Origin of the sequence: Enterobacter chuandaensis, assembly GCF_039718975.1 — a bacterium.
Taxonomy (GTDB): Bacteria; Pseudomonadota; Gammaproteobacteria; order Enterobacterales; family Enterobacteriaceae; genus Enterobacter; species Enterobacter chuandaensis.
Genome location: NZ_CP097173.1, coordinates 2,205,596 through 2,219,759, shown reverse-complemented (window position 1 = coordinate 2,219,759; position 14,164 = coordinate 2,205,596). Strand labels below are relative to the sequence as shown.

The 14,164-nt window shown below is 54.6% G+C and carries 15 protein-coding genes; 8 read left to right on the top strand and 7 right to left on the bottom strand.

Annotation, left to right across the window (positions count from 1 at the left end; translation table 11 throughout):
- Window positions 1-50 precede the first annotated feature (50 nt).
- Both ydfG and MX657_RS10840 read left to right on the top strand, forming a co-directional pair.
- Entirely contained in the window at window positions 51-797 is a 747-nt protein-coding gene (gene ydfG / locus MX657_RS10845; RefSeq protein WP_080327227.1) for a bifunctional NADP-dependent 3-hydroxy acid dehydrogenase/3-hydroxypropionate dehydrogenase YdfG, read from the top strand.
- A gap of 91 nt (window positions 798-888) precedes the next feature.
- Window positions 889-1,575, top strand: coding sequence for a GntR family transcriptional regulator (locus MX657_RS10840; RefSeq protein ID WP_346808442.1), 687 nt, complete (start codon window positions 889-891; stop codon window positions 1,573-1,575).
- A gap of 33 nt (window positions 1,576-1,608) precedes the next feature.
- On the opposite strand, the gene MX657_RS10835 is transcribed toward MX657_RS10840, so the two are convergent.
- On the bottom strand, window positions 1,609-2,040 hold the full coding sequence (locus MX657_RS10835) for a universal stress protein (protein WP_346808440.1): 432 nt from the start codon (window positions 2,038-2,040) through the stop codon (window positions 1,609-1,611).
- A 286-nt stretch (window positions 2,041-2,326) separates the two neighbouring features.
- On the opposite strand from MX657_RS10835, the gene ydfZ reads away from it, so the two are divergent.
- On the top strand, window positions 2,327-2,530 hold the full coding sequence (gene ydfZ / locus MX657_RS10830; protein WP_080327230.1) for a putative selenium delivery protein YdfZ: 204 nt from the start codon (window positions 2,327-2,329) through the stop codon (window positions 2,528-2,530).
- Window positions 2,531-2,573: 43 nt separating this feature from the next.
- Here ydfZ and MX657_RS10825 read toward each other — a convergent pair whose 3' ends face one another.
- The 5 genes from MX657_RS10825 to MX657_RS10805 all read right to left on the bottom strand — a co-directional run bounded on the left by MX657_RS10825 (window position 2,574) and on the right by MX657_RS10805 (window position 8,385).
- Complete coding sequence (locus tag MX657_RS10825; RefSeq protein ID WP_346808438.1) at window positions 2,574-4,037, bottom strand: mannitol dehydrogenase family protein; 1,464 nt, start codon at window positions 4,035-4,037, stop codon at window positions 2,574-2,576.
- 221 nt (window positions 4,038-4,258) lie between these two features.
- Window positions 4,259-5,626: an MFS transporter gene (locus tag MX657_RS10820; RefSeq protein ID WP_252001520.1), complete on the bottom strand. Its 1,368-nt coding sequence runs from the start codon at window positions 5,624-5,626 to the stop codon at window positions 4,259-4,261.
- 73 nt (window positions 5,627-5,699) lie between these two features.
- The gene (locus MX657_RS10815; protein WP_346808436.1) at window positions 5,700-6,719 is read right to left on the bottom strand and encodes a Zn-dependent oxidoreductase; all 1,020 of its coding nucleotides are present in this window, start codon (window positions 6,717-6,719) and stop codon (window positions 5,700-5,702) included.
- Between the two features lie 14 nt (window positions 6,720-6,733).
- Window positions 6,734-7,948: a D-mannonate dehydratase ManD gene (gene rspA / locus MX657_RS10810; protein WP_217479624.1), complete on the bottom strand. Its 1,215-nt coding sequence runs from the start codon at window positions 7,946-7,948 to the stop codon at window positions 6,734-6,736.
- Between the two features lie 110 nt (window positions 7,949-8,058).
- Entirely contained in the window at window positions 8,059-8,385 is a 327-nt protein-coding gene (locus MX657_RS10805; protein WP_080327235.1) for a YnfA family protein, read from the bottom strand.
- 152 nt (window positions 8,386-8,537) lie between these two features.
- Between MX657_RS10805 and MX657_RS10800 the strand changes: the two genes are divergently transcribed.
- Window positions 8,538-8,876 carry a DUF1283 family protein gene (locus tag MX657_RS10800; RefSeq protein ID WP_063145673.1) on the top strand — a complete coding sequence of 113 codons (339 nt, stop codon included), beginning with the start codon at window positions 8,538-8,540 and terminating at the stop codon, window positions 8,874-8,876.
- The gene (gene speG / locus MX657_RS10795) at window positions 8,876-9,436 is read left to right on the top strand and encodes a spermidine N1-acetyltransferase (RefSeq protein WP_023335540.1); all 561 of its coding nucleotides are present in this window, start codon (window positions 8,876-8,878) and stop codon (window positions 9,434-9,436) included. Before MX657_RS10800 ends, speG begins: the two co-directional genes overlap by 1 nt.
- 17 nt (window positions 9,437-9,453) lie before the next feature.
- Here the strand turns inward: speG and MX657_RS10790 are convergent, their stop codons facing one another.
- A complete protein-coding gene (locus MX657_RS10790) occupies window positions 9,454-10,164 on the bottom strand; it encodes a YnfC family lipoprotein (protein WP_119915525.1) in 711 nt (236 codons plus the stop codon).
- A 191-nt stretch (window positions 10,165-10,355) separates the two neighbouring features.
- On the opposite strand from MX657_RS10790, the gene MX657_RS10785 reads away from it, so the two are divergent.
- The 3 genes from MX657_RS10785 (at window position 10,356) to ynfE (ending at window position 14,148) form a co-directional block, all read left to right on the top strand.
- On the top strand, window positions 10,356-11,210 hold the full coding sequence (locus MX657_RS10785) for a benzoate transporter (RefSeq protein ID WP_346808433.1): 855 nt from the start codon (window positions 10,356-10,358) through the stop codon (window positions 11,208-11,210).
- Between the two features lie 101 nt (window positions 11,211-11,311).
- Window positions 11,312-11,578 (top strand): DUF1161 domain-containing protein, encoded by a 267-nt coding sequence (locus MX657_RS10780; protein WP_080327238.1) that lies wholly within the window; start codon window positions 11,312-11,314, stop codon window positions 11,576-11,578.
- 131 nt (window positions 11,579-11,709) lie between these two features.
- On the top strand, window positions 11,710-14,148 hold the full coding sequence (ynfE, locus tag MX657_RS10775) for a selenate/tellurate reductase subunit YnfE (protein ID WP_346808430.1): 2,439 nt from the start codon (window positions 11,710-11,712) through the stop codon (window positions 14,146-14,148).
- Window positions 14,149-14,164: the final 16 nt, after the last annotated feature.

Genomic DNA, 14,164 nt, shown 5'->3' with positions numbered 1-14,164 from the left:
TGCGGCCGTGCTATGTTAGTACAACACAAAAAGCGTTGAGGAACAGTGAGATGATTATTTTAGTTACCGGGGCAACGGCGGGTTTTGGTGAAAGTATCACGCGTCGCTTCGTCGCCAACGGGCATAAGGTGATTGCAACGGGCCGCCGTCAGGAGCGCCTCCAGGAGCTGAAGGACGATTTAGGTGACAGCATCCTGACCGCGCAGCTGGACGTGCGTAACCGCGCGGCCATTGAAGAGATGATTGCTAACCTGCCGTCAGAGTGGCGCGCCATCGACGTGCTGGTCAACAACGCCGGTCTGGCGCTGGGCATGGAGCCCGCTCACAAAGCCAGCGTTGAAGACTGGGAAAACATGATCGACACCAACAACAAAGGGCTGGTCTATATGACCCGCGCGGTGCTGCCGGGCATGGTCGAGCGCAACCGTGGCCACATTATCAACATCGGTTCTACCGCCGGGAGCTGGCCTTACGCGGGCGGCAACGTCTATGGCGCGACGAAAGCGTTTGTGCGCCAGTTCAGCCTCAACCTGCGTACCGACCTGCACGGCACCGCCATTCGCGTTACCGATATCGAGCCGGGCCTGGTGGGCGGCACCGAATTCTCCAACGTACGCTTCAAAGGCGACGATGCGAAAGCGGATAAAACCTACGAAAACGCCAATGCCCTGACGCCAGAGGACATCACCGAAACGGTCTGGTGGGTCGCGACGCTGCCAAAACACGTCAACATCAATACCGTGGAAATGATGCCGGTCAGCCAGAGTTTCGCCGGGCTTAACGTCCATCGCGGCTAAATGATGCTCTCCCGGCCTGCGGGCCGGGTATGTGATGCCGGGTAAAAGAATGGTAGTATGTTCGGGTTAACTCTCTGAGAAATCACAACCCATGGCCGCTGAATCGCAACTCAACCCTACCCAGCCCGTTAATCAGCAAATTTATCGTATTTTACGCCGCGATATCGTCCATTGCCTGATCCCGCCGGGAACGCCGCTCTCTGAAAAAGAGGTGTCCGTGCGTTTTGATGTCTCCCGTCAGCCGGTGCGCGAGGCGTTTATTAAACTTGCCGAGAATGGCCTGATTCAGATCCGCCCCCAGCGCGGCAGCTATGTAAATAAAATTTCCCTTTCTCAGGTGCGTAATGGCTGTTTCGTTCGCCAGGCTATTGAATGCGCGGTAGCGCGCCGTGCCGCAACGCTCGTCAACGACAACCAGTGTTACCTGCTGGAGCAGAACCTTCACCAGCAGCGCATTGCGATTGACCGTAAGCAGCTCAACGATTTCTTTCAGCTTGACGATGAATTCCACCAGAAGCTGGCGCAGATTGCAGATTGTCAGTTAGCCTGGGATACGATTGAAAACATCAAGGCCACCATTGACCGGGTGCGCTACATGAGCCTGGATCATGTATCACCGCCGGAAATGCTGCTCCGCCAGCATCATGATATTTTCAGCGCGCTTGAAAAACGCGACCCGGAAGGTGTGGAAAAAGCCATGACGCTCCATCTGCAGGAAATTAGCGAATCCGTGCAGCTTATTCGCCAGGAAAATAGCGAGTGGTTTAGCGAAGAGTAATTTTCGCCGCCCCTTTCGGGAGCGGCGAGATGATTAACGAACGACTAGCACCGGAATCGTGGCGTAACGCAGAATTGATTCCGCATTTGACCCCAGCAGATGGGTCGTAATGCCTGGATTTTTTGACCCGATGACGATCGCATCATATTCCCCTTCTCTGCTCAGCTTGATAATTTCATCGCGGACATTGCCAAAACGAACCAGAGAGTGAATATTCTCCGGGGCGATATCGAACAGTCTTTTTAACTCGTTCATTTTCTTTCCGGATTCTGCGGTCATATACTCTTCGAACTTTTTAATATCGGCGTTGAATCCGCGCAGCAGAGACCGACTGCTGGCAGGCAAAATGTTGACCAGGGTAATCGATGCGCCCTCAGCCTTCGCAAGGTTTGCCGCGTGGCGAACCGCTTTGTCGCTCAAATCCATTTCAAACACATCAACAGGCATCAAAATTTTCTTATACATAAGCCTGGCTCCTTATTCCGATGAAGGGTTATTTCCTGTATCCAGAATGGCATCGGCAATATAAACCAACCCTCAACGATCCCACCGCGAAACTATCAGCAATGGAAAATAAGTGTCTGCTTTGTAAATTGCTGTCGTGAACCGTCAGCGCGTCGCTGAATAAAGAAAAAAGTGTGAGTTTGATCAAAAACAAAAAAATGAAATGCAGACAGGCGTATTTATATGCCCCGTGAACGGCAAAACCTGAAATAGCGCCGTAACGACCGGTTAGAGAGGAGAAAATACCATGATGACATACGACCGTAACCGCAATGCAATCACCACCGGCAGCCGCGTCATGATCAGCGGCACAGGCAAAACGGGTGTGATTAAGGCGATCCACAGCGAAGGGCTTGATGCCGCGCAGGTGCGTCGTGGCAAAACGGTGGAAGTGGAAGGATGCGACGGTAAGTTCGAACCGATCGAGCTGATTCGCCTGGGTATGCACTAAACGTGCGCGTGTTATGCCGCCGCAAACGGCGGCATATCAGGGATTACAGGTGAGACACGCGTTCAGCCACCGCGGCCTTCGCCCCCCTCTGCAGTAACAACTCGTATGCGCTCATCACCGCCGCGACAAAGACGTTTTCCTGCGGCAGCTCTTTACCAAAGATAGCCTCAATGCCGAGCAGCGCCTTAACCCGACTTTCCCCTTCCGCGCTCCCCTTCACCGCCGCCTGGATCGCCGCCAATTGCGGGTCGCTCACGTCAATGGCGTTACCCTGCTCGTCCACGCCGCCAACATAACGCATCCACCCTGCCACGCCCAGCGCAAGCAGCGGGAAAGGCTTCTGATGTACCAGGTGCCAGCGCACGGAATCGAGCATACGCTGTGGAAGCTTCTGGCTGCCGTCCATCGCGATTTGCCAGGTACGATGGCGCAGGGCCGGGTTGCTGTAGCGGGCAATCAAAAGATCGGCGTAGTGTTCTAAATCGACGCCTTTTACTTTTAGGGTCGGCGCCTGCTCGTTAAGCATCAACGCGCGAGCGGCGATGCGGTAGTTCTCATCTTCCATACAGTCGTTGATATGCGGGTAACCGGCCAGATAGCCAAGATACGCCAGGAACGAGTGGCTGCCGTTGAGCATCCGCAGCTTCATCTCTTCAAACGGAATGACGTCTGACACCAGCTCAGCCCCGGCTTTTTCCCACTCGGGACGCCCGGCCACAAAGTTATCTTCAATGACCCACTGGCGGAACGGCTCGCAGGCCACCGCTGCCGGGTCACGAACGCCGGTCAGCTGCGCGATTTTATCCAGCGTATCGGGAGTGACCGCCGGTACAATGCGATCCACCATGGTTGACGGGAAAGTGACGTTCGCGTCGATCCAGTCCGCCAGTTCACTGTCTACCGCCCGCGCGTAAGCGCAGGTTACGTTGCGCATGACGTGACCGTTTTCCGGCATGTTGTCGCAGGACATCACGCTGAACGCAGGCAGCCCCGCCGCTTTGCGTCGTGCCAGCGCTTCCACCACCACGCCCGGTGCGGATTTCGGCTGATGCGGATTTTTCAGGTCGGCGACGATGAAAGGATGATCGAGCATCAGTTGCCCGGTTGCCGGAGAGTGGCAGTAGCCTTTTTCGGTGATGGTCAGCGAAACGATCGCCACCTGCGGTTCACACATCGCCGCCAGCACGCTCTCCAGCCCATCGACCTGCGCATGCAGTGCTTTTTTGACCACGCCAACCACGCGGGATGTCCACGCATCGGCGGACATCTCCGCCACGGTGTAGAGGTTATCCTGCGCTTTCAGGTCGGCAATCTGCTGCTCGCCGCCAATCAGGTTAACCTCGCAGTAGCCCCAGTCGCTGCCGTGTTCCGCCGCAAGAATGTCGGCATACACCGCCTGATGCGCACGGTGAAATGCGCCAAACCCTAAATGAACAATGCGTGCATTAAGGCTGCTGCGATCGTACTGAGGAAGCGTCGCTTTCGCCTGTAATAACCGGTTTTCCATGATTAAGACTCGTTAATTAGAAAGCTGTGAATCACGGCCGCGCTATTCAAGCGCGGCCGTGCCTGCTGACTACACCAACTAGAATGGCAGTTGGGGTGAAAAAATAACTGCCATCAACCATACTGATACTGCCGTTTGTGTTTTTGATTTATATTAACTTTTGCTCAAGTGGTGTGACATAAACAAAAAGTTGTGTGATAAGTCACGCGAGATATAAACCGTTAGCGCCGCGTGGAGACCGCACCGTAAGCCACGCTCTCTTTTGGCGCGGCCTCCGCAGCATCTTCCGCCGCGCTGAGGTCACGGTCGCGCACTTCCGGCATCAGGATCGCCGAGACCAGCCCAATCACAGAATAGGCCACCAGCATGGCAACAATCGGCCACCAGGAACCTGTCATGTTGCAGAAGATCCCCGCCAGTACCGGACCAAAGCCCACCGCCACCAGACCGCCCGCCTCTTTGGAGATAGCCATACGGGTAAAGCGGTTCCGCGAGCCAAACATCTCCGCCATGGTGATATTTTCCAGGGCAAACAGCCCCAGGACGGCGAAGTTATGGATAACGATGATGCAGAGCATGATCGTCCCGGGTGCATAGCTTTTATCGACGATGATCGACAGCATCGGGTACGCCAGAATGATGGCGGAGATATTAAGGATGATGTACGGCACCCGGCGGCCTACTTTGTCGGAAAGCCAGCCCAGCAGCGGGATGGAGATAAACCCGAGAATGGAGCTTATCATCAGCGCGTCGGTCGGAATGGCCTTATCAAACAGCAGCGTCTGGACCAGATAACCGGCAAGGAACGTCTGGATCAGACCCGAGTTGCCCGCCTGACCGAAACGCAGACCGGTCGCCAGCCAGAAGGATTTGCTTTTTACCATTGAACCCAGCGAGGTGTCCGGCTGCGCTGTTTGTGCATCGTTCACCTTCTCAAAGACCGGGCTCTCCTTGAGGTTCATTCGCAGCCAGATGGCGAAGATCATCACCACGACGCTGGCGAGGAACGGCACGCGCCAGCCCCAGGCGAGCAGCTGTTCACGGTCAAGGGCGAAGAACATGATGGCCCAGATCGCCGTTGCGCTTAGCGTCCCGCAGTTAGTCCCCATCGCTACCAGCGAGGAGATGATGCCGCGCTTCCCTTTCGGGGCGTACTCCGCCAGCATGGTCCCAGCCCCGGAGATCTCCGCCCCGGCGCCCAGCCCCTGAATAATACGCAGCGTCACCAGCAGTACGGGGGCAAAAATGCCGATCTGCGCGTAGGTTGGCAGCACGCCAATCAGCGTGGTGCAGATACCCATCATAGTGATGGTGATAAACAGCACTTTTTTACGGCCAATGCTGTCGCCCATTCTGCCGAAGATAAAGGCCCCGACAATACGCGCGATGTACCCTGCGCCGTAGGTCCCCATCGCGAGGATCAGCGCCATCGCGGCCGACTGTTCCGGGAAGAAGATTTCATGAAATACCAGTGCCGCCCCCAGCGAGTAGAGCTGGAAATCCATAAATTCCAGCGCGGTGCCCAGCCAGCCGGAGACGGCGGCTTTCACCAGATCGGAGGTGGTTCTTTGAGGTTGTGCTTGCGTCATAATGGCTATCTCTAAAAGGTAAGATGCGTACCACTGAGAGCCCGTCTTCGCGGGCTCTTAACCGCGTGTAGGGTTATTGCCCGAACGTCAGTAAGACTTTGCAGCACTGCCGCTGGTCTTTCTCAAACAGTTCGATGGCGTCTGTTACATGGTGATAGTCAAAGGTATGGGTGATCAGTTTTTCCGGGTCGATCAGCCCTTTTTGCATCCAGTCGATGACGACCGGGAATTTGTTGGCATTCAGGCGCGAAGAGAAAATCGCCAGCTCTTTGCCGGTGATGCCCTGCTGGACAACCTGGCTCGGTTCGCTGGAAAAGCCCATCAAAACGATCCGCGCAGCGGGAGAAGCCAGGGTTACCACCTCCTGTAAAATCGACGGATGACAGGCGGCGTCAATAATCAGCGTCGGCTTGATGCCCTTTTCCTCCAGCGCGGCCTGCAGCGACTGTTCGCCGTTGTTGAATACCCAGTCCGCACCGCTGCGCTGGGCCATGGTCAGACGCTCATTGATTCTGTCCACGACGATAACCTGCTTCACGTTGTAGACGCCTTTCAGCGCCTGTACGGTGACCAGCCCCATCGGCCCTGCGCCGTAGATCAGCGCAACGTCCTGTTCGGTGGGATTCGCCTGCCCGGTCACGTTGGCGGCAATGGTGAAAGGCTCAACCATGACGGCGTGTTTATCCGGGATCGCATCCGGGATGCGCCAGGCATTTTTCGCGGGTACGGCGGCATATTCGCTGAATCCGCCGTCGCGGTGAACGCCCAGCACCACCAGTGAAGTGCAGACGTTAGGCTTACCGACGGAGCACGGGTAGCAGTGCCCGCAGCTGATCACTGGATCCACCGAAACGCGTTCCCCTAACCGGGACGGTTCTACGCCCTCGCCCACGGCGTCGATTTCGCCAAAAAACTCGTGGCCGATCACGCGCGGATATTTAGCAAACGGATTATGTCCACGGTAGATGTGGCTGTCTGACCCGCAGATCCCGGCCAGTTTGATTTTGACGCGGACTTCCCCTGCGCCTGGCTCCGGGCGCGGGCGCTCTTCAATCACCAGTTGATTCGGCTGTTGAATCACTACGCTTTTCATCGTTCGCTCCTCGGTTACCAGTTCCACAGCGTGCCGTCTTCAAGGCGGGCCACCGGCAGATAAGCCGGATCGTACGGGTATTTCGCCGCCAGTTTTTCATCAAACTCAATGCCCAGCCCCGGCTTGTCACCCGGATGCATATAGCCGTTATCAAAGCGCCAGCTGTGCGGGAAGACCTCAAGCATCTGTTCGGAGTAGCCCATATATTCCTGCACGCCAAAGTTCGGCACCCACAGGTCGAAATGCAGCGCGGCCGCGTGGCAGATCGGTGACAGATCGGACGGGCCGTGTGAGCCGGTACGCACCTGATAGAGCGACGCGAAGTCCGCGATGCGGCGCATCCCGGTGATCCCGCCCGCATGGGTGATGGTGGTGCGGATATAGTCGATGAGCTGCTCTTCGATCAGCTGCTTGCAGTCCCAGATGCTGTTGAACACTTCGCCCACGGCGATTGGCGTGACGGTATGCTGGCGGATCAGGCGGAAGCACTCCTGGTTTTCCGCAGGCGTTGGATCTTCCATCCAGAACATACGGAACTCTTCGATGCTCTTGCCGAAACGCGCCGCTTCGATGGGCGTCAGACGGTGGTGCATGTCGTGCAGGAGATGTTCATTGAAGCCAAATTTACTGCGCACCGCGTCAAACAGTTTTGGCGTAAAATCGAGGTATTTCTCGGTGGACCAGAGCTGCTCTTCCGGCCAGTCACCTTTGGTGGCAGGCTCGTAGGCCAGCCCCTTCCCTTTAGCCATGCCGTAGGTCGTTTTCATACCTGGCACGCCGCACTGCACGCGGATCGCCTTAAAACCCATCTCCTTATGACGAGCGTAATCTTCCAGCACGTCGTCAATGGTGTGCCCGGTGGTGTGGCAGTAGACCATTACCCCTTCACGGGATGCCCCGCCCAGCAGCTGGTAGAGCGGCATGTTGGCCGCTTTGGCTTTGATGTCCCAGAGTGCCATGTCCACGGCGGAAATGGCCGACATGGTGACCGGACCACGGCGCCAGTAGGCGCCCTTATAGAAGAATTGCCAGATATCTTCGATACGGTGCGCATCGCGACCAATCAGCTGCGGGCAGAGATGATCTTTCAGGTAGGAAGCAACGGAGAGCTCACGCCCGTTCAGCGTTGCGTCGCCGAGCCCCACAATCCCCTCATCGGTGGTGATTTTAAGGGTGACAAAGTTACGCCCCGGGCAGGTTACAAACACTTCAGCCCCGACAATCTTCATAATCCATTCCTTACATCGTTCGTTGTGATGTTGGAAATTTACTCATCTGCACTACTACCATACAAGTATAATGATCGTAAAATTAGCGAACGATCACAAAACCCGGGGACTCAGGTACGCCCCCATCCTGCCACAATGATCAGCATACCGCACAGGGCAACCAGCGCGCCGGTCCAGTCGTACGCGCTGAGCTTGACGCCGTCCACCACGCGTAACCACAGCAGCGCAGTACAGACATAGACACCACCGTAAGCGGCGTAGACGCGACCGCTGGCAGCCGGATGCAGCGTTAACAGCCAGACAAAGAGGACCAGCGCGACGCTAGCCGGGATGAGCAGCAATACGGACCCTCCCTTCTTCAGCCAGAGCCAGGGCAGGAAGCAGCCGATGATTTCGCATAGCGCGGTAGCAAAAAAAAGCAGCGTCGTTTTGAACATAGTTAACGTCAGGTGAGGATCTATTTAGGCATCATACCTGATAATGACCTTTACTTTCCCATGCTTGCTCCGCGGGTATGCCGTTATTGCTCTTTGGTGTAGAATCTGAACGGGGAAACCTGCTCATCTGCACCCATTTAAAAGGAAACGCTATGACTACATTAAGCAAACGCCTTTGTCTGACAGCCCTGCTGGCGCTGTCATCGTTCGCCTTTGCCGCCTCTGCGACAGCGGAAACCAGCAAGCTCGTTATCGAGTCTGGTGACAGCGCGCAAAGCCGTCAGAACGCCGCCATGGACAAAGAACAATGGAATGACACCCGCAGCCTTCGCCAGAAGGTCAACAAACGTGCTGAGAAAGAGTGGGACAAAGAAGATGTCGCTTTTGACGCACGCGATAAGTGTCAGCAAAGTGCGAACGTCAACGCCTACTGGGAGCCTAACACCCTGCGCTGCCTGGATCGCCGCACTGGTCGTACGGTAGCCCCATAATGTCGGCTTCCTGCGACGTGAAACTCCGTCCGCTGGAGCGGGAAGACCTGCGCTTCGTCCACCAGCTCGACAATAACGCCAGCGTGATGCGTTACTGGTTCGAAGAGCCTTACGAGGCCTTTGTCGAACTGTCGGATCTTTACGACAAACACATTCACGATCAGAGCGAACGTCGTTTTGTGGTGGAGTGTGAAGGCGAAAAAGCCGGGCTGGTGGAGCTGGTTGAAATCAACCACGTTCACCGCCGGGCGGAGTTCCAGATCATCATTTCGCCCGAGCATCAGGGGAAAGGTCTCGCCTCACGGGCGGCAAAGCTGGCGATGGATTACGGATTCAACGTCCTGAACCTCTACAAGCTTTACCTGATTGTGGATAAGGAGAACGAAAAAGCGATCCATATCTACCGCAAGCTGGGCTTTATGGTGGAGGGAGAACTGATTCACGAGTTCTTTATCAACGGTGAGTACCGCAACACCATTCGCATGTGCATTTTCCAGCATCAGCATCTGGCCGGTCACAAGCCGTCAGGCGCCAGCCTGCTGAAACCAACCGCGCAGTAATTTGCGCGGTTTCATTCTCAGTAATATTCAATCGTGTTTTTGATGGTGTACTTGCGCTCAACGGCGGGTTTGACGCTATCGTCCGTGATCGTCAGATCGCAGCTTACGGGGTTATTGTGTCGATCGTAGTCGCAACTCTGCTTCACGTTGCCCAGCGGCTTGTCGTTTAACATGCTTACTGCCGAGTAATCCATTCTTTTGCGGACATCCTTAGACGGCGTCGACTGGACCGATAAATGCTGATCTCCGGAGACCGTGGATTTGCCCAGCGGATAGCCATCGGCATCGTAGCGGTACTTCACTTCCATCTCTTTACCGTGCGCCGCTACTACAAAACCGTTATCGTCGGTATCCCACGTCACGCCAGCTGACGGCAGTTCAGCCAGCTGGCATTTTCCCTGCAGCTTCACTTTTCGCTGCTGGGTTTCAGCATCGATGTAGTAATTGGCATCCAGCACCAGCGCAACGCCGGTATTCGCTTCCAGGTCGTGCAGTTCCAGGGTATCGAAACACCCTTCCGTCGACACGGTGCCGGTGACCCGCCTGGACACTTCGCCTTTCTCGTTGAACAGCGTCTGGGTAAAGTCTTTGACCGGGCCGCGCAAAGGATCAAAATCAAACTCGTTCGAGAAACTCGCCATCTCGGGCGTAAACGACAGCGGTGCGGAGTTGTTGTCACAACCCGCGAGAGTAGCTGCCAGGAGCGTTATCGCTGCGTATTTCTTCACATCATTTACCGTTCGGATAGAGATAAGGACATATTAGCAAATACAGCAACTTACAGAACAGAAAATCCTTGATCTATTCACTCTTTTTAATTTCCCCATTTGCATTGACGTGACAGGTCAAAATGACTACTTTGGGCGCGCAGGTTTCAATACTTTTATAAATCTTATTCGGCTATTTTCGGGTTAACATCATGATTTACGACTGCTTTTTGTACTATGACGAAGATATGTTACTCGACATCAGATTACATACTCTTGCTAATGTCGTTGACCGTTTTGTCATTGTTGAAGCAACACACTCCTTTACGGGTAAACCGCGAAGTTTGCACTTCGACATTGAGAAATTCGCAAAATTTAAAGACAAAATTATTTATGTGCCATTTGATGAACAACCCATCTTAAAAAACGCGAATAATAACGAGGTTGACGCTTGGGCAAATGAAGCAGCACTTCGCAACTCTATTATGAACGGCTTAAAAAACGCGTCTGATGACGATCTGATTCTCGTCTCAGACGTTGATGAAATCTTTATGCCCCAAACGGTTCAGGCTATTAATCCGAAAGCACTTTGCACAACCATTCATCAAAATGTGTTCAATTATCAGTTCAATCTGCAAGTTCATAACATGGATGATACGCCGAGAAAATGCACGTTGCCTCGCGCCACGTCTTATTACAACCTTAAACATTTCTTCCACGGTGAACCTGAATCGTTCAGAAACTGGAAGCGAGCCCGCAAAGATAAAAACTGGTCATGGTTCAAATGGAACTGGTTAAAAATCAATAACAGGATTGTACGGGATGGCGGTTGGCATTTTTCATGGGTAATGACCCCTGAGAGAATTTCCGAGAAGATGTCGACCATTTCCCATACTGAATACGATCTGCCGGAATTCAATAACCCGGAACATATTATGAAGGTTATCAGCAATGCAGAAGACATCTGGGGACGTGACCGAAAACTGGTCAAAAAAGAAGTCTCCACACGCACCCTGCCTTCCTATCTGGTAGAAAATCAGCATAAGTATTCGCAATTCATCTTATGATTTTGGCAAAGCACCAGGACTATTCAGAAAGATAGTCATAAAACAAAAGCTTACCTAAATCCTGCTATGCTTATCCTCTACACAGAGAAAAGGAGCTACAGATGAAACGGTTACCCTGGATTACCGCCCTGCTGTTAATGAGTGCTTCAACGGCCGCCCTGGCTGCCCCGGACTCCTGCGAACGCGTGAAAAGCGACATTCAGCAGAAAATTATCAACAACGGCGTGCCTGAATCAGGTTTTACGCTAAGCATTGTGCCGAACGACCAGGCCGACCAGCCAGGTACGCAGGTGGTGGGTCACTGCGCCAACGACACCTTTAAAATTTTGTACACCCGTTCAGGCAGCGGGGCCGCTGAGGCTCAGTAATTTGCCCTCAATTTCCTTTGATTTGATAAGGATTAATATTTAGTAACCCCAAATAAGTAACACTCACCCCATCATTAGCCCGGTTGTAATTACGGGAAAAATAATACGCAATGATAATGATGGGGTGAGCCATGTCCGATGTTGAACACCACGGCGGGATTAGCCGTCGAACACTCGTTAAATCCACGGCGATAGGCTCTCTGGCGCTTGCCGCCGGTGGCATCTCGTTGCCTTTTGGACTGAAAAGCGCCGCCGCTGCGGTACAAAACGCAATCAAACCGACAGAAGATAAAGTGGTCTGGGGCGCCTGCTCGGTCAACTGTGGCAGCCGCTGCGCGCTGCGCCTGCATGTTCGCGATGATGAGGTCTATTGGGTCGAAACGGATAATACCGGTGACGATACCTATGGCAATCATCAGGTTCGCGCCTGCCTGCGCGGCCGCTCTATTCGCCGTCGTATCAACCATCCTGACCGTCTGAACTACCCGATGAAACGCGTGGGCAAACGCGGTGAGGGCAAGTTCGAGCGCATCTCGTGGGACGAAGCGCTGAACACGATCGCTGCCAGCCTGAAAGACGTAATCGCCAGATACGGCAACGAAGCGGTCTACATTAACTACTCCTCTGGCATTGTCGGCGGCAATATCACCCGCTCCTCCCCTTACGCTTCGCTGGTGGCGCGCCTGATGAACTGTTATGGCGGTTTCCTGAGCCACTATGGCACCTACAGCACGGCGCAAATCGCCTGTGCGATGCCATACACCTACGGCAGCAACGATGGCAACAGCACTTCCGATATCGAAAACACCAAACTGGTGGTGATGTTCGGCAATAACCCGGCGGAAACCCGCATGAGCGGCGGCGGGATCACGTATTATCTGGAGCAGGCTCGCGAGCGCTCCAACGCCCGCATGATCGTCATCGATCCGCGCTATACCGACACGGCAGCCGGACGCGAAGACGAGTGGATCCCGATCCGTCCAGGCACCGATGCCGCCCTGGTTGCGGGTATTGCGTGGGTATTGATCGACGAAAACCTGGTGGACCAGCCGTTCCTCGATAAATACTGCGTCGGCTACGATGAAAAAACGCTGCCGGAAGGTGCCCCTGCGAATGGTCACTACAAAGCGTATATTCTCGGCCAGGGCGACGATCGCACCGCGAAAACGCCGGAGTGGGCCTCGCGCATCACCGGTATTCCAGCGGATCGCATCATTAAGCTTGCCCGCGAAATCGGCTCCGCCAAACCGGCCTATATCTGTCAGGGCTGGGGACCACAGCGTCAGGCGAACGGTGAACTGACGTCCCGCGCCATCGCGATGCTGCCGATCCTCACGGGTAACGTGGGGATCAACGGCGGCAACAGCGGCGCGCGCGAATCGACGTACACCATCACCATTGAACGTATGCCGTTGCCGGAAAACCCGGTTAAAACGCAAATTTCCTGCTTCAGCTGGACGGATGCCATCGCCCGCGGACCGGAAATGACCGCCCTGCGCGACGGCGTGCGCGGCAAAGAGAAGCTGGACGTGCCGATTAAGTTCATCTGGAACTACGCGGGCAATACCATCATTAACCAGCACTCCGACATCAATAAAACGCACGATATCCTGCAGGACGAGAGCAAGTGCGAAATGATTGTCGTCATTGACAATTTCATGACCTCGTCAGCGAAGTATGCCGATATCGTCTTGCCGGACCTGATGACCGTCGAGCAGGAAGACATCATTCCTAACGATTATGCGGGCAATATGGGCTACCTGATTTTCCTCCAGCCCGTGACCGCACCGAAGTTTGAGCGCAAACCCATCTACTGGATCATGAGCGAAGTGGCGAAACGCCTCGGGCCGGATATTCATCAGAAATTCACCGAAGGCCGCACGCAGGAGCAGTGGCTGCAGTATCTGTATGCCAAAATGCTCGAAAAAGACCCCAAACTGCCGTCCTATGACGAGCTGAAAAAAATGGGTATTTATAAGCGCAAAGATCCAAACGGACACTTTGTGGCCTATAAAAAATTCCGCGAGGATCCGGAAGCCAATCCGCTGAAAACGCCATCCGGGAAAATAGAAATTTACTCCAGCATGCTGGCGGATATTGCGGCCACCTGGGAGCTGGAAAAAGACGAAACCATCAGCCCTCTCCCCGTCTACGCCTCGACCTTTGACGGCTGGGATGCTCCGGAGCGAGCGCAGTTCCCGCTGCAGCTGTTCGGTTTCCACTTCAAAGCCCGCACCCACTCCAGCTACGGTAACGTCGACGTGCTGAAAGCCGCCTGTCGCCAGGAGGTCTGGCTTAATCCCGTTGATGCCGCGAAACGTGGCATTAAAAACGGCGATATCGTGCGCGTCTTTAACGCTCGCGGTGAGGTGCGAATTGAAGCGAAAGTGACGCCACGCATCATGCCCGGTGTAAGCGCCATGGGCCAGGGAGCCTGGCACGACGCCAATATGAATGGCGACCGCATCGATCACGGCTCATGCATCAACACCCTGACCACGCATCGTCCGTCACCGCTGGCAAAAGGCAACCCTCAGCACACCAATCTGGTGCAGATCGAGAAGGTCTAGAGGGTGAAATGTGCGA

What these genes read in the sequence shown, in the direction of transcription:
- ydfG (WP_080327227.1), top strand. Translation starts at nt 51, where the DNA reads ATGATTATTTTAGTTACCGGGGCAACGGCGGGTTTTGGTGAAAGTATC.
- MX657_RS10840 (WP_346808442.1), top strand. Translation starts at nt 889, where the DNA reads ATGGCCGCTGAATCGCAACTCAACCCTACCCAGCCCGTTAATCAGCAA.
- MX657_RS10835 (WP_346808440.1), bottom strand. Translation starts at nt 2,040, where the DNA reads ATGTATAAGAAAATTTTGATGCCTGTTGATGTGTTTGAAATGGATTTG.
- ydfZ (WP_080327230.1), top strand. Translation starts at nt 2,327, where the DNA reads ATGATGACATACGACCGTAACCGCAATGCAATCACCACCGGCAGCCGC.
- MX657_RS10825 (WP_346808438.1), bottom strand. Translation starts at nt 4,037, where the DNA reads ATGGAAAACCGGTTATTACAGGCGAAAGCGACGCTTCCTCAGTACGAT.
- MX657_RS10820 (WP_252001520.1), bottom strand. Translation starts at nt 5,626, where the DNA reads ATGACGCAAGCACAACCTCAAAGAACCACCTCCGATCTGGTGAAAGCC.
- MX657_RS10815 (WP_346808436.1), bottom strand. Translation starts at nt 6,719, where the DNA reads ATGAAAAGCGTAGTGATTCAACAGCCGAATCAACTGGTGATTGAAGAG.
- rspA (WP_217479624.1), bottom strand. Translation starts at nt 7,948, where the DNA reads ATGAAGATTGTCGGGGCTGAAGTGTTTGTAACCTGCCCGGGGCGTAAC.
- MX657_RS10805 (WP_080327235.1), bottom strand. Translation starts at nt 8,385, where the DNA reads ATGTTCAAAACGACGCTGCTTTTTTTTGCTACCGCGCTATGCGAAATC.
- MX657_RS10800 (WP_063145673.1), top strand. Translation starts at nt 8,538, where the DNA reads ATGACTACATTAAGCAAACGCCTTTGTCTGACAGCCCTGCTGGCGCTG.
- speG (WP_023335540.1), top strand. Translation starts at nt 8,876, where the DNA reads ATGTCGGCTTCCTGCGACGTGAAACTCCGTCCGCTGGAGCGGGAAGAC.
- MX657_RS10785 (WP_346808433.1), top strand. Translation starts at nt 10,356, where the DNA reads ATGATTTACGACTGCTTTTTGTACTATGACGAAGATATGTTACTCGAC.
- MX657_RS10780 (WP_080327238.1), top strand. Translation starts at nt 11,312, where the DNA reads ATGAAACGGTTACCCTGGATTACCGCCCTGCTGTTAATGAGTGCTTCA.
- ynfE (WP_346808430.1), top strand. Translation starts at nt 11,710, where the DNA reads ATGTCCGATGTTGAACACCACGGCGGGATTAGCCGTCGAACACTCGTT.